The 22,676-nt window shown below is 69.3% G+C and carries 23 protein-coding genes and 3 pseudogenes; 13 read left to right on the top strand and 13 right to left on the bottom strand.

All coding sequences use genetic code 11. The annotated features are described in order from the left end of the window. Positions 1–233: 233 nt before the first annotated feature. Both FPZ47_RS30200 and FPZ47_RS07835 read left to right on the top strand, forming a co-directional pair. Complete coding sequence (locus FPZ47_RS30200; protein WP_282593865.1) at positions 234–362, top strand: hypothetical protein; 129 nt, start codon at positions 234–236, stop codon at positions 360–362. Beyond that, positions 352–810, top strand: a complete 459-nt coding sequence (locus FPZ47_RS07835; protein WP_144953276.1) for a DUF6262 family protein — start codon at positions 352–354, stop codon at positions 808–810. The genes FPZ47_RS30200 and FPZ47_RS07835 overlap by 11 nt, the downstream gene beginning before the upstream one ends. Here the strand turns inward: FPZ47_RS07835 and FPZ47_RS07830 are convergent. After that, positions 779–1,063, bottom strand: a pseudogene (locus FPZ47_RS07830) (transposase); the annotation flags it as partial. The gene FPZ47_RS07835 and the pseudogene FPZ47_RS07830 sit on opposite strands and share 32 nt — an antisense overlap. Before the next feature lie 371 nt (positions 1,064–1,434). Between FPZ47_RS07830 and FPZ47_RS07825 the strand changes: the two are divergent. The 5 genes and pseudogenes from FPZ47_RS07825 to FPZ47_RS07805 all read left to right on the top strand — a co-directional run. Further along, positions 1,435–2,113, top strand: a pseudogene (locus FPZ47_RS07825) (ArsR/SmtB family transcription factor); the annotation flags it as partial. A 51-nt stretch (positions 2,114–2,164) separates the two neighbouring features. Then, positions 2,165–3,517 carry an MFS transporter gene (locus FPZ47_RS07820; protein ID WP_210419856.1) on the top strand — a complete coding sequence of 451 codons (1,353 nt, stop codon included), beginning with the start codon at positions 2,165–2,167 and terminating at the stop codon, positions 3,515–3,517. Between the two features lie 491 nt (positions 3,518–4,008). Continuing rightward, a complete protein-coding gene (locus FPZ47_RS07815) occupies positions 4,009–4,254 on the top strand; it encodes an AbrB/MazE/SpoVT family DNA-binding domain-containing protein (protein ID WP_144953268.1) in 246 nt (81 codons plus the stop codon). Further along, the gene (locus tag FPZ47_RS07810) at positions 4,238–4,660 is read left to right on the top strand and encodes a type II toxin-antitoxin system VapC family toxin (RefSeq protein ID WP_144953264.1); all 423 of its coding nucleotides are present in this window, start codon (positions 4,238–4,240) and stop codon (positions 4,658–4,660) included. Before FPZ47_RS07815 ends, FPZ47_RS07810 begins: the two co-directional genes overlap by 17 nt. A 68-nt stretch (positions 4,661–4,728) precedes the next feature. Further along, positions 4,729–6,027, top strand: a complete 1,299-nt coding sequence (locus tag FPZ47_RS07805) for a DUF2786 domain-containing protein (RefSeq protein ID WP_144953261.1) — start codon at positions 4,729–4,731, stop codon at positions 6,025–6,027. Positions 6,028–6,145: 118 nt separating this feature from the next. On the opposite strand, the gene FPZ47_RS07800 is transcribed toward FPZ47_RS07805, so the two are convergent. Further along, on the bottom strand, positions 6,146–7,177 hold the full coding sequence (locus FPZ47_RS07800; protein ID WP_144953258.1) for a fused (3R)-hydroxyacyl-ACP dehydratase subunits HadA/HadB: 1,032 nt from the start codon (positions 7,175–7,177) through the stop codon (positions 6,146–6,148). Between the two features lie 357 nt (positions 7,178–7,534). Between FPZ47_RS07800 and FPZ47_RS07795 the strand changes: the two genes are divergently transcribed. The 4 genes from FPZ47_RS07795 (at position 7,535) to FPZ47_RS07780 (ending at position 10,262) form a co-directional block, all read left to right on the top strand. After that, positions 7,535–7,756 carry a hypothetical protein gene (locus FPZ47_RS07795; protein WP_144953255.1) on the top strand — a complete coding sequence of 74 codons (222 nt, stop codon included), beginning with the start codon at positions 7,535–7,537 and terminating at the stop codon, positions 7,754–7,756. A 164-nt stretch (positions 7,757–7,920) separates the two neighbouring features. Next, positions 7,921–8,394: a GtrA family protein gene (locus tag FPZ47_RS07790; RefSeq protein ID WP_246133463.1), complete on the top strand. Its 474-nt coding sequence runs from the start codon at positions 7,921–7,923 to the stop codon at positions 8,392–8,394. A 274-nt stretch (positions 8,395–8,668) separates the two neighbouring features. Then, complete coding sequence (locus tag FPZ47_RS07785) at positions 8,669–9,526, top strand: acyl-CoA thioesterase (protein ID WP_144953252.1); 858 nt, start codon at positions 8,669–8,671, stop codon at positions 9,524–9,526. A 16-nt stretch (positions 9,527–9,542) separates the two neighbouring features. Beyond that, positions 9,543–10,262, top strand: a complete 720-nt coding sequence (locus FPZ47_RS07780) for an NUDIX hydrolase (RefSeq protein WP_144953250.1) — start codon at positions 9,543–9,545, stop codon at positions 10,260–10,262. 124 nt (positions 10,263–10,386) lie between these two features. Here FPZ47_RS07780 and FPZ47_RS07775 read toward each other — a convergent pair whose 3' ends face one another. The 6 genes from FPZ47_RS07775 to FPZ47_RS07750 all read right to left on the bottom strand — a co-directional run bounded on the left by FPZ47_RS07775 (position 10,387) and on the right by FPZ47_RS07750 (position 15,863). Then, positions 10,387–11,325, bottom strand: coding sequence for a cytochrome c oxidase assembly protein (locus FPZ47_RS07775; RefSeq protein ID WP_144953247.1), 939 nt, complete (start codon positions 11,323–11,325; stop codon positions 10,387–10,389). Positions 11,326–11,365: 40 nt separating this feature from the next. Further along, a complete protein-coding gene (locus FPZ47_RS07770; RefSeq protein WP_144953244.1) occupies positions 11,366–12,265 on the bottom strand; it encodes a class I SAM-dependent methyltransferase in 900 nt (299 codons plus the stop codon). 83 nt (positions 12,266–12,348) lie between these two features. After that, a complete protein-coding gene (locus FPZ47_RS07765) occupies positions 12,349–13,206 on the bottom strand; it encodes an LLM class F420-dependent oxidoreductase (RefSeq protein WP_144953282.1) in 858 nt (285 codons plus the stop codon). 58 nt (positions 13,207–13,264) lie between these two features. Beyond that, positions 13,265–13,954, bottom strand: a complete 690-nt coding sequence (locus FPZ47_RS07760) for a class I SAM-dependent methyltransferase (protein ID WP_144953241.1) — start codon at positions 13,952–13,954, stop codon at positions 13,265–13,267. A gap of 82 nt (positions 13,955–14,036) precedes the next feature. Then, complete coding sequence (locus FPZ47_RS07755) at positions 14,037–14,678, bottom strand: cutinase family protein (protein WP_144953279.1); 642 nt, start codon at positions 14,676–14,678, stop codon at positions 14,037–14,039. Positions 14,679–15,116: 438 nt separating this feature from the next. Continuing rightward, entirely contained in the window at positions 15,117–15,863 is a 747-nt protein-coding gene (locus FPZ47_RS07750) for an SDR family NAD(P)-dependent oxidoreductase (protein WP_144953239.1), read from the bottom strand. Between the two features lie 203 nt (positions 15,864–16,066). Here FPZ47_RS07750 and FPZ47_RS07745 point away from each other — a divergent pair, with 203 nt between their 5' ends. After that, complete coding sequence (locus tag FPZ47_RS07745; RefSeq protein ID WP_144953236.1) at positions 16,067–16,888, top strand: formate/nitrite transporter family protein; 822 nt, start codon at positions 16,067–16,069, stop codon at positions 16,886–16,888. Between the two features lie 27 nt (positions 16,889–16,915). On the opposite strand, the gene FPZ47_RS07740 is transcribed toward FPZ47_RS07745, so the two are convergent. The 4 genes and pseudogenes from FPZ47_RS07740 to FPZ47_RS07725 form a co-directional block, all read right to left on the bottom strand. Continuing rightward, entirely contained in the window at positions 16,916–17,848 is a 933-nt protein-coding gene (locus tag FPZ47_RS07740; RefSeq protein ID WP_144953233.1) for an LLM class F420-dependent oxidoreductase, read from the bottom strand. Between the two features lie 222 nt (positions 17,849–18,070). Beyond that, positions 18,071–18,583, bottom strand: a pseudogene (locus tag FPZ47_RS07735) (WS/DGAT domain-containing protein); the annotation flags it as partial. 141 nt (positions 18,584–18,724) lie between these two features. Next, complete coding sequence (locus FPZ47_RS07730; RefSeq protein WP_144953230.1) at positions 18,725–19,702, bottom strand: YihY/virulence factor BrkB family protein; 978 nt, start codon at positions 19,700–19,702, stop codon at positions 18,725–18,727. Between the two features lie 91 nt (positions 19,703–19,793). Next, positions 19,794–21,047, bottom strand: a complete 1,254-nt coding sequence (locus tag FPZ47_RS07725; protein WP_144953228.1) for a mechanosensitive ion channel family protein — start codon at positions 21,045–21,047, stop codon at positions 19,794–19,796. A gap of 236 nt (positions 21,048–21,283) precedes the next feature. Between FPZ47_RS07725 and FPZ47_RS07720 the strand changes: the two genes are divergently transcribed. Next, entirely contained in the window at positions 21,284–22,168 is an 885-nt protein-coding gene (locus tag FPZ47_RS07720) for a cyclopropane mycolic acid synthase family methyltransferase (RefSeq protein WP_144953225.1), read from the top strand. A 26-nt stretch (positions 22,169–22,194) separates the two neighbouring features. On the opposite strand, the gene FPZ47_RS07715 is transcribed toward FPZ47_RS07720, so the two are convergent. After that, positions 22,195–22,674, bottom strand: a complete 480-nt coding sequence (locus FPZ47_RS07715; protein WP_144953222.1) for a (2Fe-2S)-binding protein — start codon at positions 22,672–22,674, stop codon at positions 22,195–22,197. Positions 22,675–22,676: the final 2 nt, after the last annotated feature.

The following is a 22,676-nucleotide window of genomic DNA, read 5'->3' as shown; positions in this document are numbered from 1 at the left end:
TCTTGTGATCAAGCTTGCGGCCATCGTTATCGCGCATATACCTATTCTCGACGAATATCGTTCGCCAGCAAAGGCTTTCCCCGGCGTGTCTCGACTTACTTACGAACTCCTTAGTAACCTGCCCGCTGTTCATCACGACCGCCGAATTCCTACCCCAACACCGCAAGCAGCTCGACGCTACCCGCGCGCTAATCACCCGCGCCCAGACCGACGGCCACACCCGCCTGGCCGAGATGAACCACGCCGTCGAAACCAACCTGCTCACCATCATCACCACCCTCGAAGCCAACCAGCACGACTGCCAGTGCGCCGCCGCGGGCAGCGAAACATGCTGCGGGAAGGACTCCTCCGATGCGCCGTGATAACAGCCACCACCTCCTCGCCGCTGCCCAACGCCGTCGCGCCGACACCCTCCAACGCGCCCGCCAAGCCCTACACGAACTCGACGAAACCGGCCAACGGCGCACCGTCACCCAGATCGCCGCCCACGCCGGCGTCTCCCGCTCATGGCTCTACGCCCAACCCGAACTGCGCGACCAACTCCGCCGGCTGACCGCCATATCGGAGCCGACCGAGTCGGCACCTGCCCGAGTCGAGCGCGGGTCCGACGCCTCGCTGCGGCAACGCTTCACACTCGCACACGAACGCATTCGCGAACTCGACGACGAAAACCGTAAACTGCGGAACCGGATCGCACTCCTGCACGGACAACTCCGCGCCAACCGCATCACCGGCACCCCCGTCACGGACACCGTCCACGACATAAATCCGCAGCTCACGCCGCCAAAAAGTCGGTCCGCCCCAAGATAACGATGGTTGCCTCAAGCTCCCTGGTCTTGCGGCGTAGCTCCTGAAGCTCCCGGCTCTCCTCGCTGGATATCCCTGCCGTCTCACCGGCGCCGACCTCGGCCTGGCGAACCCACTTGCGCAGCGTCTCCGCGCTCATCCCCAGCCGGCCCGCGATCGCCTTCATCGCCGCCCACTCGCTGTCATAGTCGTCGCGGTGTTCCCGGACCAGCCGCACCGCTCTGTCCTTGGTGTTCTCGTCGTACTCGCTCGGCATCGCGCCATCCTTCCCAACAAAGGAAGTGCGCATAAAACCGGGGACGGTTCACCTCGGGGTGTCCCTTCCGCAACGTCGCCGATCCTGCGCCACCCGCTCGTCGGTGTCCATGTCGTTCCGCCTCGCTGCGCTCGGGGGCTCCACATGGACACCTCCCACGCGAGCAGCGCCACGAGCAACTATCTCGGAAGGGAGCAGAAAAACCATCGAACCCTCATGGATCGACCCACGGAAGTGTCAGGAGGGCCCGATTTCTCCCGAATTGAGATGGCCGGTTGTCCGGCGGGGCGCCGAGACGCACGACCCCCTCTGTTCTATCGTGATCCAACGAACAATGGATAACGTAATCCAAAGATCATTGGAGAGCCAAGATGGGTGGGCATCCCGATCGGAAAGCGGCCCTGTACGACCAGATCGCCCGGGTCGGTAAGGCGCTGGGCAGCGGGCGGCGGTTGCAGATCCTGGACCTGCTTGCCCAAGGCGAGCACACCGTTGAGGCCATCGCGACAGCGACCTCGATGAACCTGACCACCGCCTCAGCGAATCTGCAGGCACTGAAAGTCGGCGGGCTGGTTGCGGCGCGCCGCGACGGAACCCGCCAGTATTACCGGCTCACCGGGTCCGACGTGGCCCGGCTGTTCGCGCTGGTGCAGACCGTCGCCGATGCGCATCTGTCCGACGCGGCGGCCGCAGCCGCGGCCGTGCTGGGTTCACCGGCCGACGCGATCACCCGGGAGGAGCTGCTGCGGCGCGCCGACGCCGGCGAGGTCACCCTGATTGATGTGCGGCCGCATCAGGAGTATCAGGCCGGTCATATCCCGGGGGCGATCAACATTCCGGTCGCCGACCTGGCCGACCGGCTCGCCGAGCTGCCCGCCGGCCTCGACATCGTCGCTTACTGTCGTGGCGCCTACTGTGTGATGGCCCCCGATGCGGTGCGCATTGCCCGCGCCGCCGGGCGCAGCGCGAAACGCCTCGATGACGGCATGCTCGAATGGCGGCTGGCCGGGCTACCGGTCGCCGCGGGCGGCGCCTGATGGCCACCACCCGCTCGCACGCGTGACGCCGGGACAGCCCGGTGAAGCCGCCGGCATCGGTCAGGTGAGGCCGCCGCGGCAGACGTCGCCCAGCATCGCCGTGCACCAACACGCCGTTGATGGGCTGCTGCTGCGCAGGGTTGGGCGCCGGCTGCTTCCGCTGCTGCTGGTGCTCTATGTGGTGGCGTTTTTAGACCGGGTGAACATCGCCACCGCCGCGCTGACCATGAACGCCGACCTGAAGCTGTCGGCAAGCGCCTACGGTGTGGTGTCGGGCAGCTTCTTTCTGGGTTACGTGGCATTCCAGGTGCCCGCCAATTGGGTGTTTCACCGGGTGGGGATACGCCGTTGGCTGGCGATCTTGCTGACCGGGTGGGGAGTGCTCGCGGCGGCGCCGGCGTTCGTCGACACCGCGGGCGGGCTGATCATCACCCGAATCGGGCTGGGGATCGCCGAGGCCGGTTTCTATCCGGCGGTGGTGTGTTACCTGGGCCGCTGGTTTCCGTCCGCGGCACGCGCCCGCGCGTTGGCGGTGTTCCTGTTGGCGATCCCGATCGCCAACATCGTCGGTATGCCGCTGTCAAGCCTGCTGGTGCAGCACGGAGCGCTGGGTGGACTGGCCGGCTGGCGGGTGATGTTTTTAGCCGAAGGCCTGCCTGCCGCAGTGCTGGCGCTGGTGGCGCTGCGCGGCCTGGCTGATAGCCCGGAGCGCGCCAGCTGGCTCAATCCGGCCGAGAAGGCCGCGCTAGCTGGCATCTTGATGTCTGAAACCCCGGACCGCGGCTCGTCTTTCGCTGCGGCGTTCACCGACCGGCGGATGTTCGTGCTGGCCGCGATCAACGCCGGGTTGTACTTCGGCCAGTTCGGGGCGCAGTTCTTTTTGCCGTTGATCCTCAAAACGCTCTACCCGCACGCCTCCATCACCATGATCGGCGGGGTGGGGGCGGCCTGCTTCACCGCGGCCGCGCTGGCCATGCTGGGCTGGAGCCGCCACTCGGATCGACGGGGCGAACGCACCATCCACCTGGCCGCACCGGCCCTGGCCGGCGCCGTCGTGCTGGCCGGTGCGGTCGCTTCGGGGTCACGGTTGCTGCTGGCGGGCGGCCTTGCGGTCACCACCGTGTGCGTGCTCGCGGCGATCCCGATCCTGTGCAGCATCACCACCGCCCGCTGGACCGGCGCCGCCGCGGCCGGCGGCATCGCCGCGATCAACAGCATCGCCAGCATCGCCAGCGGCCTGGGCCCCTACGTGACCGGCTTTGTCACCGACGCCACCGGCGGCTACAGCACCGCCCTGCTGCTCATCGCCGCAGCCCTGGCCTGCACCGGGCTCGGTGCGATCGCCCTGGGCACACAGGCCTGTCCGGCGGCAGCCTGCATGAGATCGCCACGCTCTGGTGCCGGAGATAGCGGATGACCCCGAGGTTAGTCGACGCTCTGTGGAAATGCGCCCTTCCAAGGTCCGACACAGCACCGTAGGCGGTCTGCGCCGCGACATTTCTGTGCGCGATACCTCGGGCTGAACGGTTGCCCCCTTAAGCTTACGAATCGCGGCGGTTCGTGAGATAAACGCCGATGCAGGGCTCTCCTGACGTAAGTGTGGGTCGGGGAGCGTGCGGTATGGGCGGGGGCTGGTGAGCTGGGGGCGCACGGACGTGATCTAGCTAGTTGCTGGCCAACCGGTGGTCCCATCCTCGTGGCAAATGACAGAAAAAGGCCGTCGCCACCTTGATGAGAAAGACGGGAAAGCCGCCGTTCAGGATCGCGGCATGGGCCATCAGCGTTGAGAACCTACATTCTTGTGCGTTCCCACGAAACTCAAGTCCACGGTTTCGCGGGCATTTTTCGTGCGTCCCGTCGAGATGGTAACGCACTCCCATTTAGCCAACGCAATGGTAAATTAGTGCCATGTTCGTGACGATAGACGGAGTGGGACGAATGGTGATCCCCAAGGCGCTGCGCGTTGCGCTGGGAATCACACCGGACACGCAGCTCGAACTGATCCCCGACGGAGCCGGCCTGAGGATCGAGCCCGTGCGCCGGCATCGACGCCCGATCGATCGCAGCGACGGGCTGCCATTACTCGGCAACGTCGAGGGCGCCGTGTTGACAGATGACGACGTGCGCCGACTGCGCGATGACATCCAACGGTGACCTTTGGGCGTGCGACACCAGCGTTGCCGTCGCTGCTCTCGACCCGGCCCACGAGGCCCACTCGCCCTGCCGCCGAGCGCTGGTCCAACTTCGGCCCGCGCTGGCTGGGCACGCACTGTTCGAGACGTATTCGGTGCTCACCCGGCTACCACTTCCACTGCGCCTGACCGCGGACCAGGCGGCCACGGTACTGCATGAGGCTTTTCCGGCAGACTGCTGGCTCGACGCAACCGCCACCCGTGACCTGCGCGAGCGACTTGCTGGCCTCGGCGTCGTCGGCGGGTCGGTCTATGACGCCCTCGTCGGTCAGGCCGCCGTCACCAATCACCGCACGCTGCTCACCCGTGACCGTCGGGCTGAGCGCATCTACCGCTCACTCGACGTCGAGTACCGGTTCGTGGACTGACGGCCGACTTCCCACCCTCGTCGGCGTGCCCCCTCGGACTGTCGGACCGTTCCGTCAGACTGTGGGGCATGAGCAGACGCAACCGCGAAAAGCGGTCCGCCAAGCAGAAGAACCGGCGCCGGGCGAGCACCGAACGCGAGCACAAGGGATGCGACCCGGGGCCCGGTCGCGCGATTCCGCTGGAACTGCTCGTCTTGGCTCTCCGTGACGCCGCGACGTGCCCCGACGATGACGCACAACGGCACGCCAGCGCGCTGCTTGGCGAGTTCGCCGCCTTCCCGAGAGATCTCGACCTGGCAGCTGACGCCGCGATGACCGATGCCATCCGCGCGGCGTGGGAGGCGGGCTGGTTGCCGTCCGACCTTCACGAGCTCGCCCGGCGCAAGCTCGAACCATCGGCCACCGCGTATCTTGCGGAGGCGATAGTCCTCGAGTCCAAGCGATATCCGGTCCTGACACTGCATCCACGATGGCGCGCCGACGTCGCCGAGATCTCATCCGGGTTCGACTCCGAAGCACGGGCACCGCAGATGTGGCGCTGGGCCGCTCTGAATGCCGTAGACCGCTGCGCGGCACTGACCGTCGTCCTGCGGGTGCTGGCCCTGCTCGCGACCCTTCCCGTGCTCGAACCGCTGCTGCCCCTGCCGGGCGCGTGGACACATACCGCCACCACTGGAGGCGACGTTGACCAGAAGGCCCTCTCCAGGGTGCGTGCCCTGCTGGCCAAGGCCGAGGCCACCGCGTTCCCCGAGGAGGCCGAAGCGCTCTCGGCCAAGGCCCAGGAACTGATGAGCAGGTACTCACTGCACCGAGCCGTTGCCGAGCACGACCGCGGCCAGGCACCGCTAGCGGCCGCGCGGCGGATCTGGATCGAGAGCCCCTACGCGGGAGCCAAGGCCGTGCTCGTGCAGGCGGTCGCCTCGGCCAACCGTTGTCGCGCGGTGTGGACGGAAAACTTCGGCTTTGTCACGGTCGTCGGAGCGGAAACCGAACTGGACGTGGTCGAGTTGCTCACCACGTCCCTGCTGGTGCAGGCCAACCGGGCCATGCTCGTCGCGGGCCGCCAGGTCAGCAGCCGCGGCCAGACCCGGACGAGATCGTTTCGCCAATCGTTCCTCGTCGCCTACGCCACTCGCATCGGCGAGCGACTCGACACCGCGGATGCGACGGTGACGGCCCAGGTGGACAGCAGTCGCCTCCTTCCCGTGCTGGCGGCCCGTACCCGGGCGGCCGACGAGCTCACGGACCGACTTTTTCCGTCGACGGCGCGCCGCTCGATATCTGCGCCCAACCGAGCGGGCTGGGGTGCGGGGCGCGCCGCGGCCGACCTGGCTCTGTTCGACGTGCACGGCTCGATCGCCGGATAGCGGGCGAACCCGGCCGCCAACGTCCCGCGCACCCCTGCTGGCGCAAACGCGCCCGTGGCAAACGTCGGCGCGGTGGGGCACAACGTCGTCAATGGCGCGTCACCGGGGCCGCATCCGGTTAACGGAAGCGGACGTGCACCGTCGCCAGGCCGAAGATCTTGCGGCCACCGGACTTCGCGGCGACGAGGACGACACCGGAGCGGGTCTCGGGATCCAGAGACTTGATCCGGCCGCTGAATTCGATATCCGCACCCGCTGCCGCCGACACGATCGCCGGCTGGGACAGCCGCACCGCGTAGCGGGTGACCGCGCCGGGGTCGCCCGACCACGCCGAGGCGAAGCCGGCACCCAGCCCCATGGTGAGCATCCCGTGGGCAATCACATCGGGCAGCCCGGCCAGTTTGGCGATGCCCTCGTCCCAGTGAATGGGGTTGGCGTCCCCGGCGACGCCCGAATAGTTGACCAGGTCACCGCGGGACAGTCGGGCGTGGCGCACCGGTAGCTCGTCGCCGACCTTCAGGTCGTCGAAGGACCGCGTCCCCGGTGTGCGGCCGGCGCCTGCCTCGGCGATCCGAACCTCGCCTTCGGGGCGGACCGTCTTCTCGTAGGCGGCGCCGGAGTTGCCGATCGCCACGAGGTCCACGTCATGCATCATGATCTTCGGCGCGGCCAATTTGACCGCCGGGTCGACGTCCTCGGCGGTGACGCCGACGACGGTGGTGTGCAGGGTGTGCACCCGCTCGCCGGCGGTGTCGGTGAAGGTGTTGGTGACGGTGATCAGGTCTCTGCCGGCGAAGCGGCGCACCGACGTCAGTTCGACGTCGACATGCAGTTCGTCGCCGGCCACGATCGGGCGATGCTGCTCGAAGACCTCCTCGGTCTGCATGTAGGTGTCATAACCGACGACCACCGATTCGAACATGCGGCGGTTGCAGGACATGCCCGGGACCGAGGTGAACGTCAGCGGCGCCACCAGGCCCGCGTAACCCAGTTCGGCGGCGGCGGCAGTATCCCAATGCGCGGGGTGATAGTCCTGCACGGCGCGGGCGTACTCGCGTACCTTCTCGCGGCCGACCAGGTAGGTGCCGTCCATCTCGTAGTAATGGCCGACCCGTGATTCTAGCACCGACGCATCTGTTACTGCGGTCATGAAGTTGCTCAACTTTCCTGCCGGCCTGTTCGCTGAGGCCAACCCATGCACACTAGCGTGCGGGGACCGCGGCACCGCGGTCCGATCCGGTTCGGCGGTTTGTTCCCCATGCCGCCGTGGCCCGGCCCGGCTCCGGCGGACCAATCTCGGCACCAGCCGCGCGCGAACCTCCGAACCCCACGCGGTTGGGCCCGGCGAGCCGGCGGGACGCGCCAGTGCGGCGGCGAAGTTGCGTCAGCACCGGGGCGGGTGATGGTTTCGAACCGGACGAATCCGACATGACGGCGCCGGGGTTGCCCCTGACGGTTCAACGCGGCCCCCGGCGGGGCAACGCGAAGGCGGGGCAAGATGTAGTCCGTGAGTTGGGCGAGGCACGAGGGACGGGCGCGTGCGGACACCACCCTGAGCGGCGACGCGCTGCTTGCCGCGCTCGAAGACCATATCCGCGCGCAAAATCCGACTCTGACGGATGTGCGTCTGGAGGGAGTGAACGCGACCGAGGAGTACGACGCCCGCACCTCGCCGGCCGGGCGGTGGTACTCGGTCACCTACCTGGCCGACGACGGCCTGGGCTATTAGGCCAAACCACGGCTCTGACCGTGTATCCCACGACGCCTCGTCGGCGTGTCGTGTCGGGACGTTCACACCCGGGCGCTGCCCGCGGCGGCGGTCAACCCGGACGCGTCGCGACGAGTTAATCGACCGATCACCGCGCCGACACCCGGCCGTGGCACGGTACGCACGTGCAATCCGACGTGAATGTCGGCGGGCTGCCCCCGGTCGACCGATTCCACCGGTGGTGTGAGGCGTTCGTGGCCCGCCTGCCGCTCGGGCTCAGCTCGGTCGTCGCACCGACGCTGGTCGGCTACTGCGTGATCAACGGCCTGAGCTTCGGCGCCGATCTGTCGCTGCTCACCGGCCTGCACAGCGGGCTCGGTGTTCCGGTGCCGGTCGCTGTCACGGTCGCTTATGCGTGTGCCTTCGCGCTCGGCTACGTGCTCAACCGCGGCGCCAACTTCCGATCCCACGCACCCGTCGGGCCCCAGATTGCGGTGTACGCCACGGTGGTCGTCGTCAACTACCTGGCGTTCATCCTCGGGGTGACGAGCGGGTTGGCGGCCCTCGGGGTGCAGTACCAGCTGTCGCGTCTGGTGGCGGGCACCTGCGAAGCGGTGTGCATGTACTGTGCGATGAGATGGATCGTGTTCCGCCGGTGAAGTAACCGGGACGTTTCAGCGGTAGTCACGGGCAAGGCCGAAGCCGTCGGAGCCCAGAGTGTTTCCAGGGCAGTAGGTTTCGGGATCGGTCCACAACTCGTAGCCCGTGGCCGGCACGATTTCGCGGCGATGGCGTCGTTGCGGTTGCCCAGCAGGGCGCCCGGCACGTCTCTGGCGTCTCGGGCCGCACCGTCCGGCATGTGGACACCTGACGGATGGGTGTTCAAGCCGGTCAACATGCCGGCGGTCCGGCGGCCTACGGCATGATGCCAGGGTGACCTACCGTTCGCCGTCCCTGGCCGACGTCATCGCCACGCTTCGGGTCGACCGCACAGGCGACCGGCAGTTCGTCGCCGCCCAGCTGGACAACCCGGCCCACCACATCGTCGGCGGACACATCGCCGGCCAGGCGCTGATGGCGGCCGGCCTGACCGCGCCGGGTCGCACGCCGCACAGCGTCCACGTCTACTACGTGCGCGCCGGGGACGCCCGCCTGCCGGTCGACCTGCACGTCGACGTGGCACGCGACGGGGGCACGCTCTCGACCCGGCAGGTCACGGCGCGTCAGGACGGCCAGATCCTGCTGGAGGCGCTCGCGTCGTTCAGTGCGCCGGTCGAAGCGCCCGACTACCAGCAGCCCATGCCCGAGGTGCCCGACCCGGACACGCTGCCGCCGGTGCAGGAGCAGCTGGCGGCCTATGCCGACGAGCTGGGCGGGCACTGGGTGAGGACACAGCCGTTCGAGCTGCGCTACGTCGACGCGCCGCCGCGGCTCGCCGTCGAGGCGCCGACACCCTCACCGCGCATCCGCATGTGGTGGCGGCCAACCGAACCCGTGCCGGACGACGAGATGCTGCACTGCTGCCTGCTGACCTATCTGTCCGGCACGACGATGCTCGAGACGGCGCTCGCAATGCGGCGGGCCACGCCGCCGACCACGTTCAACGCGCTGATCGACCATGCGCTGTGGTTTCACCGGCCGGTCGACCTGTCCGATTGGGTGCTCTCCGATCAGGTTTCGCCCAGCGGCGCGGCGGGACGCGGACTTGCGACGTCGACCATGTTCAACCGCGCCGGCCAACTGGTCTGCATCGCCACCCAGGAACTCTATTTCGGCCGGGGCCAGGGCTGAACGATAGGGTCGAGCGGTGACGATCAGCTACGACGACGCGCTGCGGGAGCGGATCCGCGCGCACGTGGCCGGTCACCAGCGCCGCACCGTGACCGACCCGACCAAGCGGCACGCGGCGGTCGCGGTGGTGCTGGTCGACTCCGAGGTCGGCGAGGACCGGGTGGACCCCGCGCCGGTGGACGAGTGGATCGGCGGACGGCCGATGCCGGAAGCCAATCTCGACGGCCGCATGGTCGACGTGTCGGGTGGCGCCGCGTTCCTGCTGTGCCGCAGGGCCATTCGGTTGTCGTCGCATTCGGCGCAGTGGGCGCTGCCGGGTGGCCGCCTCGACCGCGGCGAAACGGCCGTCGACGCCGCACTGCGGGAGCTGGACGAGGAGGTCGGCATCGCGCTGCCCGAGTCAGCCGTGCTGGGGCTGCTCGACGACTACCCGACGCGGTCGGGGTACGTCATCACCCCGGTGGTGATCTGGGGTGGCGGCCCGCTCGATCCGCGACCGGCGCCCGACGAGGTGGTCGCGGTCTACCGGGTGGGGCTGCACCAACTGCAACGCGACGACTCGCCGCGGTTCGTCTCCATCCCGGAAAGTCCGCGCCCCGTCGTGCAGATCCCGCTGGGCAACGACCTCATTCACGCGCCCACGGGTGCGGTGCTGCTGCAACTGCGGTGGCTGGGCCTGGAGGGGCGGCACGACCCGGTCGACGGGCTCGAGCAACCGGTGTTCGCCTGGAAATAGGCCCTGGAAATAGGCTATTCCGCCCGGTGCCGTGGCGCCCTCCGTGGCACGTCGCCGTTCCCGTGACGATGGCGACCTTGCCCTGCAACGGGGTCCCGTTCTGCGGCAATGGTTGTCGATGCGCTCAGCCCCGGCCGAATCGCTCGCGCAGTTGTGGCTCGTTCTCCCACCACAACCCGGACGGGGCGGCGGCCTGCCCGTCGGCGGCGTCGGTCGCGTCCAACTCGGCGTCGACCCGAACCGCGTGTTCCTTCTCGTCGCGCGACAGCGCGCGCATCAGCAGCAGCACGAACGGCAACCCGACCACGTCGCCGAGGATCCACAGGACGCCGGCACCGATCGTCTGATCCAGCCGCTGGTCGGGGCCCCAGGAACGGTGCAGCCCCGCGTAATAGGACGCACCGATCAGCGGGCCCTGCCAGATGACCAACCCGAGCACGCCGTCGCCGAGCGCTTCGCCGATGGTGATCAGCAGCGAGATCAGCTGCGAGTACCGGCGGGGGACCGGGTCCGCTTGCAGCCGGGCGTAGAAGTATCCGAAGCCCAGCGCCACCAACAGGATCCGCGTCGGCGCTCCGACCCATTCGGTCACCAGGGCCGAGCTGTACCAGGGGGTCAGGTAGAGCAGCCACGGCGTGCCCAGCATCGCCAGCGATGTGGTCGCCGGGTGGGCGAGCACCCGGGCGAACGGGGAGGCCAGTAATCGGTCGGCGCGCGCCCGCCCGGTCCGCCCCAGCGCGCCGCGCACCACGGCGACCGGCCTGGCCAGGGCGATGAACAACGGCACGACGTAGAGCAGCAGCAGAACCTGCAGGGCGCGCACCCAGAACAGCAGGTAGGCGTACGCGCCGATCGCGCTCACGGTGGCCAGCAGCCACAGCGCGACCCCCGCGCCGAAGCAGACCGCCTGCGCGCGTCCGGCCGGGCGCTCGGCGTCACCGCCGCGCCGGTAGCACCACGCGTACGCGCCGGCCAGCACCGCGATCAGCCCCCCGGACACCACATCCAGATGCCAGGTGTGAATCGCGGCGCCCCACGTCAGTGGTCCCGGATCGACGCGCATAGCCAACAGCGTATTGCCACCCGCAAGCCGCCGGGAGACGCTAGGCCAGGGTGGCCGTCAGGTAACCGGACGCGTCGCCGAACGAGGCCAGGTCGTCGTCCGGCAGCTGGAAGCCGTGCTCGGCATAGGCCCGCTCGGTCGTCTGGATGTCGACCCGCCAGCCGCGGGCGCCGAGGTATTCGGCGGCGCTGTTCCGGTCGCCGGTGTAGAACAACTCGGCCAGGTTGATGGTGGAGCCCAGACGCCGGGACCGCTCGGTGAGCTTCTGCGCCCAGTCCGACGGGATGTTGCGCAGGTCCATGTGCTCGGTGGCGATCCGGCTGCCCGGCGCCGACAGCGCCGCGATGTTGTCGAACAGCCGGTCCTGCGCCTCGGGCGGCAGGTACACCAGTAGGCCTTCGGCGCTCCACGCCGTGGGCCGCCCGGCGTCGAAGCCGGCCGCTCGCAGCGCCGCCGGCCAGTCGTCGCGCAGGTCGATCGCGACGGTGCGCCGCCGCGCGGCGGGCTCGGCGCCCAACCCGGCCAGCGTCCGCGTCTTGAATTCGATGACCTGGGGCTGGTCGATCTCGTAGACCACCGTGCCGGCCGGCCACGGCAGCCGGTAGGCCCGGGTGTCGAGCCCGGACGCCAGGATCACCGCCTGCCCGATCCCGGAGCCGGTCGCCTGGATGAAGAAGTCGTCGAAGAATCGGGTGCGCACGGTGATCTGCTCGTTCATGGCCTGGCGGTTGAGCAGGGGATCGTCGGCGCGCTGCAACTCGCCGTCGAGGAGCTTGATGAACGTGTCGATGCCGACCGCGCGGACCAGCGGGTCCGCCCACGGGTCGTTCAACAGTGCGTCCGGACCCTGGGACGCGGTCGCGCGCGACGCGGCGACCGCCGTGGCGGTGGCGCCGACGCTGGACGCGAGATCCCAGGTGTCATTCTCCGTGCGGCTCATACGACGAACCCCTCTCCGCGGTCGGTCAACTACTTAGTTGATTTAAGGATACCGGTGAGCGGGGCGCGGCGCCGCCGCAGCCGCTACTGCAGGTCGGCGGCGACGCGTTCGAGGACCGCGAGGTGCTCGTCGACGGTCGCCAGGCCGGCGTTCATGGTGTTCACCGAGACGTGGGTGGCACCGGCGGCCTTCCAGGCCTCGAGGTCGGTGGCGACCTTGTCCGGGTCGCCGGACCAGCTGACCCGGCCCTCCATGCCGAGGCGCTCGACGTCGCGGCCCGCGGCCGCCGCCGCGGCGTTGACCTGCTCGCGTGCGTGGTCGAGCTTGGGGCCGGGCTCCATCATCGGGAACCAGCCGTCGCCGAGGCGTCCGGCGCGTTCGTAGGCGCGGTCGGAGGCCGCGCCGAACCACACCGGGATCGGTCGTTGGGTGGGCAGCGGGGCCAACCCCGCCGCGGTCACGGTGTGGTACTTCCCCGAGAACGTGACCGAGCGTTCGGTCCACAGCCGGCGCATGAGCTCGACCTGCTCCTCCGAGCGCCTGCCGCGGTCGCGGAAGTTCTCGCCGAGGGCCTCGTACTCGACGGCGTTCCAGCCCAGACCCACTCCCAGCCGGAAGCGCCCCTCGGTCAGCAGGTCGACTTCGGCGGCCTGCTTGGCGACCAGCACCGACTGCCGCTGCGGCAGGATGATGATGCCGGTCACCAGTTCCAGCGAGGTCACCGCGGCCAGGTAGCCGAACATGACGAACGGCTCGTGAAACGTCGAGTCGATGTCGTAGGGGCCCTGCCAGTCCCGGTGCACCCGCGGGTCGGCGCCCACCACGTGGTCGTAGGCCAGGATGTGGGTGAACCCGAGCTCTTCGACGCGCTGACCGTAGACGCGCACGACCGAAGGCTCGCCGCCGAGTTCCGTCTGGGGGAATACCACTCCGATACGCACCCGAGGTTCAACCATGCCGCGCCGCCATTACTTCCCCGGAACCGGCATGACTCCGGGCCTATCCGAGGTGCGCCGACAGCAGCCACGCCCGCATCGACTTGCGGCCGTTGCCCTCGTCGCGGATGTCGGCACCGGCGAACGACTCGTGGCCCTGCAGGAAGCTGTCGGGCACGTTGGCGTGGATGCGCGCCGGCCGGATCTCGTCGACCACCCAGTACGGCGAAACCGCCTCGCGCAGTTCGGCTTCGGTGACCGGGTTGGCCGGACCGTCGGCCGGCATGCCCGCGCGGTCGAAGGCCAGCACGAAGTAGGACGCGCCGGGCGCCGCCGCGCGCACGATCGAGCGCTGGTAGCCCGCGCGCAGCCCGACCGGCATCGAGTGGAACAGCGTGGAGTCCACGATGGTGCCGAACCGACCGTCATAGCCCCGGAAACAACTGATGTCGGCGACCTCGAACGTGGCGTTGCTCAGCCCGCGCCGGGCGGCGTCCTCGCGGGCCAGGGCGATGGCGGTGGGCGACTGGTCCAGGCCCACCGTGGTGAACCGGCGCTCGGCCAGGTACAGCGACAGCGCCGCCTCGCCGCAGCCGGCGTCGAGCACGTCGCCGTGGAATTTCCCGGCGTCGGCGAGGGCCGCGATCTCGGGCTGCGGTTCGCCGATGCTCCACGGCGGCCGGTTGCCCTCGCCCATCTCCGGGGCCTCGCGCCGGTAGGCGGATTCGAACATCTCACGTGTTGGTTGCGACATGCCCCCTTTATATCAACCAGCCTGATCTATGTAAACCTCGTTGATATATTGGGCAACGCGGCCGCCGCCGACTCCGGTCGGCTCAGCGGTTGCCGTGAACCGCCGCTGCCGCGAAGTCGGCCGCCTGGTCGGTCATGCCGTTGAACCGGTAGGAGCTGTGGGCGGCACGGTTGAATCCCGTCGAGGAGCACACCGGGTCGTCGGTGGCGCACAGCTCGATGGTCTTCCCGGCGTAGAGGTGCCCGATGGAGATGGGCGGCGCGCTGTTATCGACGATGTTGAGGAAGCGGTTGGACGGTTTGGCGAACAACGCCACCGCCGACACGTGCCGCGCGGTGCTCGGCGGCATCGGGCCGCTGATTCCGGGTGGCAGTGGGTACCCCGGCGGGATGCTGTCGGCGGTCAGGTAGGCCGCGATCGCCGCGCCCTGCGAGTAGCCACCCACCACGATTTTGGTGTTGGGGCAACCCGCGGCCGTGTCGAGGACCTTGTGGCTGGCATCGACGACGCCGTCGGCCGCGGCGTTGAAGTCGAGCGATGCCGGGTAGTCGACCGGGTACACATCGATGGAGGTGCCGGGCAGGCGCTCGGTGAGTGCGTCGGTGAAGGCCTGTCCGGTGGCCCCTGGGCCCGGGGGTTCCAGCGTTCCGCGGGCGAAGACGACCTGCACATCGGGGCAGGGCTCGCCGTCGGCGGCCGCGCTGACCGCCGGCGTCGCCACCATGCCCGCGGCGGCCAGCACCAGCGCGGATGCCCACGCGAACAAGGTCTTGCCGGGGCCGGTGAGTCGGGATGCTGAGTCGCGTGGCGGCGGTGCGGTGTTCACTCGGGTCTCTTTCCGTGTCTTCTACAGGCAATCGGAGGCCGGCCGGGGATGGTGGGCATCGTCGCCAATAAAGGGGGATTGCCGAAGAATAGTGCCGACAAACGGTGCGTGCTTGGTGACGTCGGCTACTGCTGCCCCGCCGGGTGGTGGGGCGACGGTGCCGGCTTCTCGCCTCTCGGCAAGTGGTCGCTCGCAGCGACGGTTCTGGTGTGGTACCCGGGGGAAGCTCGGCACCGTCGCGTCGGACAACGACTGGCCGCACCCGGTTATTCCGCGGGCGGCGGCGGCGACGTCGTCGAGTTCGCGTGCGACCGCGGTGTTCCCGGGCGCTTTGCGTCAGACGGTCAGGTAGCCGCCGTCGACGGCGATGCTGGTGCCGGTGATGAAGGACGCGGCGGCCGAGCACAAGAACAGCACCGCGCCGGCGCAGTCCTGCGGCGTGCCGGGCCTGCCCAGTGGGGTGTGGAAGCCGATCTCGACGTCCACGATCTCGGGGATCCTCATCATCGGTTGGGTCATGGGGGTGTCGATGATGCCGGGGGCGACGGCGTTGACGCGGATGCCGTCGCCGGCCCAGTGGCGGGCCAGGTTCATGGTCAGGGCGAGCAGGCCCATCTTCGACGAGGCGTAGCCGGGGACGAAGACCGCCGAGCGGAACGCCGACATCGACACGATGTTGACCACGCTGGCGCCGCCGGCGGCGCCGCTGGCCTTGAGCCGCTCGTGGCATTGCATGGTCAGCCGCATCGGCCCGAACATGTTCTGGGTGACCGAGGCGGTGTAGCCGTCGGGGTCGTACTCGTCGCCGGCCGGGTAGGGGCCGCCGGCATTGTTCACCAGGATGTCGAGGGCGCCGAGCGAATCCGCCAGGGCGTCAATGGCTTCCGGATCCCGCATCTGGCACTGCCGGTAGCTGAACGCGCCGAGGTCGTCGTCGTAGTCGGCCGCCGACGAGCGGGTACCGGTGATCGTCACCGCGGCGCCGGCGCCGGCGAACGCGGCGGCGATGCCGTTGCCGATCCCGGAGGTGCCGCCGGTGACCAGGACGCGGGAGCCGCCGAAGTCGAAGTGGGCCGTGTTCACTCGGTGCTCCTCGGTTCGTGGACGGATGTGGTGAGCCAGGCTACGAGGCCGTCGAGCCGGCATCGCCGCCGACCGCGCCATCGGCGACGCGGACCCACCCGCCGCGCCCCTGTCGGACGCCTCACAGCGCGGGCATGTGGTCCCACCAGCACATAACGGGTACAGGAGCGGTTCGCCGTGGTCTACCCGGGAGGAACTCCGCCATGCCTGAGCCGACCCAACGCCAGCTCGGTGAACACGACAGCCCGATCGAGGACGAACTCGAGGACGCCTTCACCAGGATGCTGAGCGAGGGCACCCAACGCCTGCACCGCACCTGGCGCGGGGTTCTGGTCACCGGGTTCTTCGGCGGCACCGAGGTGGCGCTGGGCATCCTCGCCTACCTCTCGGTGCTCAACGTCACCCACCGCCCGCTGGTGGCGGGTCTGGCGTTCTCGATCGGCTTTTTGGCCCTGCTGCTGGGCCGCAGCGAACTGTTCACCGAGGGCTTCATCATCCCCGTGGTCACCGTGGCCGCCAAGCGCGCCAGCCCGCAGCAGCTGGCCAGACTCTGGGGCGGCACGCTGTTGGCCAACCTCGTCGGCGGCTGGGTCATCATGTGGCTGATCATGACGGGCTTCCCCCAGCTCCGCGCGCAGACCATCGAATCGGCCGCCCACTTCGCCACCGCGCCGGCCTCGGCGCAGACCCTGTCGCTGGCGCTGCTCGGCGGCATGACGATCACGCTGATGACCCGGATGCAGCATGGCACCGACTCGGTCCCCGGGCGGATAGCCGCGGCCGTCGCCGGGGCGTTCCTGCTCGCCGGGCTGCAGCTGTTCCACTCGATCCTGGACTCCCTGCTGATCTTCGGCGCGCTCGACACCGAGCAGGCGCCGTTCGGCTACCTCGACTGGCTGCGCTGGTTCAGCTACACCGTGGTCGCCAACGTCGTGGGCGGGCTGGGCTTCGTGACGCTGCTGCGGCTGCTGCGCAGCAAGGACCGGCTGCAGGAGGAGCGCGCCGAGGCGACGGGCGACGCGTGAGGGCGAACGGCGGCGGGCGGCCCGACGTCAGCGCAGCCGGGGGATGACCTCGCCCGCCAGCAACTCCAGGTGCTCCAGGTCGGACAGGTCGAGCAGCTGGGTGTAGACGCGCTGCATGCCGAGGCCGTGCCACGCCCCCAGCTTCTCGACGATCTCGCCGGGCGTGCCGACCAGCGGGCTGTTGGAGCGCAACTCGTCGACGTCGCGGCCGATCGCGGCGGCGCGCCGCGCGACCTCGGCGTCGTCGCGGCCCGCGCAGAGCACGAACGCGCTCGAGTAGACGATCGAGTCGGCCGGCCGGCCCGCCGCGGCGACCGCCTCGGACACCCGCCGGTACTGCGTTCGCACGGCGTCCAGCGGCTGGAACGGCACGTTGAACTCGGCCGCATACTGCGCGGCCAGTTGCGGGGTGCGGTTGGCGCCGAGGCCGCCGATCACGATCGGTGGGTGCGGACGCTGGACCGGCTTGGGCAGCGCGGGTGACCCGGCGATCGGGTAATAGTCGCCGGGGTAGTCGAACGTCGCGCCCGGTTCCGTCGTCCACAACCCGGTGATGATCGCCAGCTGTTCGGCGAGCCGGTCGAAGCGCTCCCGCAGCGGCGGGAACGGGATCCCGTAGGCGTGGTGCTCCTTCTCGAACCAGCCGCTGCCCAGGCCCAGTTCGACGCGCCCGCCGCTCATCTCGTCGACCTGGGCCACCGCGATGGCCAGCGGACCCGGGTAGCGGAACGTTGCGGAACTCACCAGAGTGCCCAGTCGGATGCGCGACGTCTCACGCGCGATGCCGCCGAGCGTTACCCAGGAATCGGTCGGCCCGGGCAGGCCGTCGCCGCTCATCGCCACGTAGTGGTCGGAGCGAAAGAACGCCGCGAAGCCGAATTGTTCGGCGGCGCGGGCGACGGCGAGCTGGTCGGAGTATCGGGCACCCTGCTGCGGCTCGACGAAAACGCGGAACTCCATGGCAACCTTCGGTGTCTGGTGGTGCGGCGGCCGGACCTTGAAGCTGTACCCAGCTGTGGCCGAACCGAGACCTGCAAGGTTAGCGCCCCGGCCAGAATTGGGTACGTCACGTACCTGGATGGACGTTCCCCACGGCAGCCCACCGGGCCCACCCGCGCGGCGCCGTCGGGCGGCGTGTCCCGTTCGGCCGTGCGGGCGCCCTGACCGGTTTTCGCGCGCGTCCTACGCGCCGACGGCGCGTTCCAGATCCTTCAGCGCCGTCTCCAGGTGGCCCAGCAGCCGCTGTAGGTGCGGGACGCTGCTGCGGCAGCCGACCAGGCCGAAGTCGAGGTTGTTCGCGTTGTTGGTCACGGTGATGTTCATCGCCTGACCGTCGAGGGCGATCGACAGCGGATAGTTGCCGTCCAGGCGCGCACCGCGCCAGTGCAGCGGCCCGGAGCGGCCGGCCGAGACGTTGGAGATGACGATGTTGAACGGCGGCGCGGCATTCGAGAGATATCCGGGGAGCCGCCCGAGGACGAGCCCGCCGATGTTGAAGGCCGACAGTGCCAGCTGTTGCACCCGGGGCAGCTGACCGAACACCTCCTTGGTGTCCTCCTTGCGCAGATTGACCGGCACCATCGCGGTGAGCGGGATGCTCGGCAGGGCCTCCGCATCGAGGAGATAAGCGCGCAGCGCGCCGGACGACATCGCCAGCACCACGTCGTTGACCGCACGTCGTGGGGCGAGACGAACTTGAGCCGGCTCGGGGTCGCGGCCAGTAACTCGTGCATCGCGACGATGATCGCACCGGGTCTGCAGCGCATGCTAGTCGCGTTCGGATACCGGCTCGCCGAAGGCGTTCTGCCGCAGACGGTTTCGGCGGACCGGCTGCCGTCAGCGCACTCGGGTGGGCTTGTCGTCGAGGTCTGGGAACCTGACGCTGATGCGCTGAGAGCCTTTGATCCGTTCGGCCCGCACTTTTTTGGCGTAGACCCTGCGGTCGGCGGTGGTCAGGTCCGCATCGTCGGTGAACGGGCTCAGCAGAGCCCGCGGATGCAATCGCTCCACCAGGACGACGTTGATCTCGGCGCAGAGCACCAACGTCACCGACACCAGAAGCAGGAAGCCCAGCAAGCCCAGCACCAGGGCGAAGACGCTGTTGATCGCACTGGCCTTCTTCACGGTATGTCCGACGAAGCCGGCCCCGAACGACTGCAGCACCTGCCAGACGAACGCGGCCGCCAGCGCTCCGGGCAGGACCTGGCGGTAGGTGAGGTCGCGCGCGGTCGTCACCCGGTAGGCCACCAGGCAGATGAACGCGTTGATCGCCACCGCCGCCACCCCGGCGACGATCTTGCCGAACACCCCCAGGGACCCGGTCACCTGGCCGACCGCGGACAACAGGGTCGCGGCGATGGCCGCCGAGCCGAGCATCAACAGCAACAGCAGGCTGCGCAGCCGCGAGCGGATCGGGTTGGGGCGTCGGTCCCTCGGGACGGCCCAGATCGAGTCCATCGCGTTCTGAACCGCCTGGCCGACGCCCAGACCGCCGTAGAGGGCGCCCAGGATTCCGATGACCACGGCGGCAACGCCGCCGCTGAGGCCCTGGGGTTGGTGCAACTGGCTGCCGATCACCGGGAACTGGCTCAGCGTGCTGTGCAGGATCTGGTCCTGCAGGTCGGGCCGCCCGGCCAGCACCACGCCCAGGCCGGTGGTCAGCAGCAGCAGCAGCGGGAACAGCGAGACGAACCCGTAGTAGGCGATCAGCGCGGCCAGGTACCCGCCCTGGTCGTCGGCGTATTTGTAGATGACGGCGACGATCAGCCCGACGGCCCGGTTCCGCCGCTGCAGCCCGTCCAGCCAGCCGATCATCGCTCTTCCCCCACAGAAGTCCGCACCCCGTAGCCGGGTCGGGCGGGGCATACCCGCAACGGTCAGCTGCCAACCGCGGCGGGCCGCGGCCTCACTCGCCGCGCGAGCGGGCGGGCGCGAACTCCCGGCCGTCGGCCGTCTCCCCGTCGTCGGCGTCGTCGCCGTCCGGTCCGTCGAAGGCGCGGCCGCGTTCCTCGGCCCCGGGACTGCCGCTGAACAGGCCGGCGTCCGCGCGCGGCTCCCCGGCTCCGACGTGGGGGCGGACGGTGTCGTCGTCCGCGGTGGCCGCGTGCTCGAGGCGGTGGCGCAGCAGCGCTCCCGGCTGGGCGCGCTGCAGCCACGTGACGATGCCTTCGCGCACGTCGCAGCGCAGGTCGGACAGGGAACCGGCGTTGGGGGCACTGACCAGGATCTGTACCCGCACATAGCCACCGACGGCATCGGTGACCTGCAGCACGTTCGCGCGTCCGTCCCAGAGCTTGCTGGATTTGAGCAGCCGGTCCAACTCGGCGCGCATCGCGTCCAGCGGCACGGTGAAATCGACGTCGAGCGCGACGGTGCCCAGCAGCGCGGTGGCGTTGCGGGTCCAGTTCTGGAACGGCGTCTTGATGAAGTAGGTGCACGGCAGCACGAGGCGCCGCTCGTCCCAGATGTGCACCACGACGTAGGTCAGCGTGATCTCCTCGATGCGGCCCCACTCGCCTTCGACCACCACGACGTCGCCCACGCGGATGGCATCGGAGAAGGAGATCTGGATCCCGGCGAACGCCGCCCCCAGCGACGTCTGTGCGGCCAGGCCGGCCACCACGGACAACACGCCGGCCGAGGCGAACAGCGTCTTGCCGATGTTGCTGAAGGCCGGGAAGGTCGTCAGCACCGACGCCAGGCCGAACACCACGACGAGGGCGACAACCAGCCGTCGCAGCACGGTGATCTGGGTCCGGACCCTGCGCCGGTGCCGGTCGGCGTCGGTCATCGCCTCGCCGCCGCCGGCGAAGCGGGCGATCGCGCGTCGCTCGGCGACCAGGATCAGGCTGGCGAACAGCCAGGTGTTGGTCGCCATCAGGGCGATGACCAGCAGGTGGTCGACCCCGTCGCGCCACACCGAGGACGGATCCGAGGTGTGGTGCACGGCGGTTTTGGCCGCGATCACCATCAGGGTCGCCCGGACCGGACCCCGCGTCAGCTCCTCGAAGTCGTCGACGACGACGCTGCGGCCCTCGATGCGCTGCAACAGCCACGACAGCGCCATCCCGGCGCCGTAGGCGACCGCGACGGCGCCGGCCACCCAGGCGACATTGACGGCGACGTGGGTGACCGGTTCGAGCTGGATCGCTTCGGGCATGAGGAAGTCTGCTCCTGGATCGGGGATCAGCATGGGCCGCCGATAGACGTTCCCCTTGCGCGCCGACAAGAAAACGTCGCGCGCGACTGTTTCGCATTCGAGACCGGGGTGACACGCGGCCGCCCCGTCGCGGCCCGGAGGCCCCGGGCGAACAGGCCCGATAGACTAGCACGGCAGCGCGTCGGTCGGCTTCGGCCGCGCGCCGCCGTACCCGACACGAATCCCGAGGTTGTGACTTGCCCGAAGAACGTAGCGAAACCGCCAGCTTGGAACCGCATTTCGAGGACGTACAGGCCCACTACGACCTCTCCGACGAGTTCTACCGCTTGTTCCTGGATCCGACCCAGACCTACAGTTGCGCCTACTTCCAGCGCGACGACATGACCCTGGAAGAGGCGCAGCTCGCCAAGATCGACCTGTCGCTGGGCAAGCTGGGGCTGCAGCCGGGCATGACGCTGCTCGACGTGGGCTGCGGCTGGGGCACCACGATCATCCGCGCGCTCGAGCGCTACGACGTCAACGTGATCGGCCTGACGCTGAGCCGCAACCAGCAGGCCCACGTGCAACGGCGCCTCGATCAGCATCCCTCCACGCGCGGCAAGCGGGTGCTCCTGCAGGGCTGGGAGCAGTTCGACGACAAGGTGGACCGGATCGTGTCGATCGGGGCCTTCGAACACTTCGGGCGGGACCGCTACACCGACTTCTTCACGATGGCCTACGAGGCGTTGCCCGCCGACGGGGTGATGCTGCTGCACACCATCATCAAGCCCAGCGACGAGGAGTTCGCCGAGCGCGGACTGCCCATCACCATGACCAAGATCCGGTTCATGAAGTTCATCATGGACGAGATCTTCCCGGGCGGGGACCTGCCCAACGCCAAGGCCGTCGTGGACCACGCGCAGGCCGCCGGCTTCGCCGTCAAGCGGGTCCAACAGCTGCGTCTGCACTACGCCCGCACCCTGGACACGTGGGCGGGCGCGCTCGAGTCGCACCGCGACGAGGCCATCGCGATCCAGTCCCAGGAGGTCTACGACCGGTACATGAAGTACCTGAGCGGTTGCGCCGACCTGTTCCGCGAGGGCTACACGGACGTCGCGCAGTTCACCCTCGCCAAGGGCTGACCGGCACCGGCCGGGCGTCCATCGGCTCAGGGGAGCGCGCCGCCCGCGCGGGCGGCCCTGACGACGGCACGCCGGATCGCCTCGTAGCCGGTGCAGCGGCACAGGTTGGAGGTGAGCAACTCCCGCAGCCGCTCCGGGTCCTCGGCGATGCCCGGGTCGTTTTCCAGCGCGCCCGCGGCCAGCATCAGAAAGCCCGGGGTGCAAAAGCCGCACTGCAGCGCGTGTTCGGCCGAGAACGCCGCCTGCAGCGGGTGGTCGGAGCCGTCGGGCGCGGCGAGGCCCTCCACGGTGCGGACCGCCCGGCCGTCGCACTGAACGGCGAACATCAGGCACGAGCGCACCGCGTCGCCGTCCACCAACACCGTGCAGGCCCCGCAGGCGCCGTGTTCGCAGCCGAGGTGGGTCCCGGTCAGTCCGCACTCCTCCCGCAGCGCATCGGCCAGCGTCCGGCGCGGCGGCACCTCGATCTCGTAGTCGATCCCGTTGACCCGCAACGTTATTCGCATGC

This window comes from Mycobacterium helveticum, assembly GCF_007714205.1.
Lineage (GTDB): Bacteria > Actinomycetota > Actinomycetes > Mycobacteriales > Mycobacteriaceae > Mycobacterium > Mycobacterium helveticum.
This window is presented reverse-complemented; position numbering and strand designations above follow the sequence as displayed.

What these genes read in the sequence shown, in the direction of transcription:
- FPZ47_RS30200 (WP_282593865.1), top strand. Translation starts at nt 234, where the DNA reads ATGAACCACGCCGTCGAAACCAACCTGCTCACCATCATCACCACCCTC.
- FPZ47_RS07835 (WP_144953276.1), top strand. Translation starts at nt 352, where the DNA reads ATGCGCCGTGATAACAGCCACCACCTCCTCGCCGCTGCCCAACGCCGT.
- FPZ47_RS07815 (WP_144953268.1), top strand. Translation starts at nt 4,009, where the DNA reads ATGTTCGTGACGATAGACGGAGTGGGACGAATGGTGATCCCCAAGGCG.
- FPZ47_RS07810 (WP_144953264.1), top strand. Translation starts at nt 4,238, where the DNA reads ATGACATCCAACGGTGACCTTTGGGCGTGCGACACCAGCGTTGCCGTC.
- FPZ47_RS07805 (WP_144953261.1), top strand. Translation starts at nt 4,729, where the DNA reads ATGAGCAGACGCAACCGCGAAAAGCGGTCCGCCAAGCAGAAGAACCGG.
- FPZ47_RS07800 (WP_144953258.1), bottom strand. Translation starts at nt 7,177, where the DNA reads ATGACCGCAGTAACAGATGCGTCGGTGCTAGAATCACGGGTCGGCCAT.
- FPZ47_RS07775 (WP_144953247.1), bottom strand. Translation starts at nt 11,325, where the DNA reads ATGCGCGTCGATCCGGGACCACTGACGTGGGGCGCCGCGATTCACACC.
- FPZ47_RS07770 (WP_144953244.1), bottom strand. Translation starts at nt 12,265, where the DNA reads ATGAGCCGCACGGAGAATGACACCTGGGATCTCGCGTCCAGCGTCGGC.
- FPZ47_RS07760 (WP_144953241.1), bottom strand. Translation starts at nt 13,954, where the DNA reads ATGTCGCAACCAACACGTGAGATGTTCGAATCCGCCTACCGGCGCGAG.
- FPZ47_RS07755 (WP_144953279.1), bottom strand. Translation starts at nt 14,678, where the DNA reads ATGGTGGCGACGCCGGCGGTCAGCGCGGCCGCCGACGGCGAGCCCTGC.
- FPZ47_RS07745 (WP_144953236.1), top strand. Translation starts at nt 16,067, where the DNA reads ATGCCTGAGCCGACCCAACGCCAGCTCGGTGAACACGACAGCCCGATC.
- FPZ47_RS07740 (WP_144953233.1), bottom strand. Translation starts at nt 17,848, where the DNA reads ATGGAGTTCCGCGTTTTCGTCGAGCCGCAGCAGGGTGCCCGATACTCC.
- FPZ47_RS07730 (WP_144953230.1), bottom strand. Translation starts at nt 19,702, where the DNA reads ATGATCGGCTGGCTGGACGGGCTGCAGCGGCGGAACCGGGCCGTCGGG.
- FPZ47_RS07725 (WP_144953228.1), bottom strand. Translation starts at nt 21,047, where the DNA reads ATGCCCGAAGCGATCCAGCTCGAACCGGTCACCCACGTCGCCGTCAAT.
- FPZ47_RS07715 (WP_144953222.1), bottom strand. Translation starts at nt 22,674, where the DNA reads ATGCGAATAACGTTGCGGGTCAACGGGATCGACTACGAGATCGAGGTG.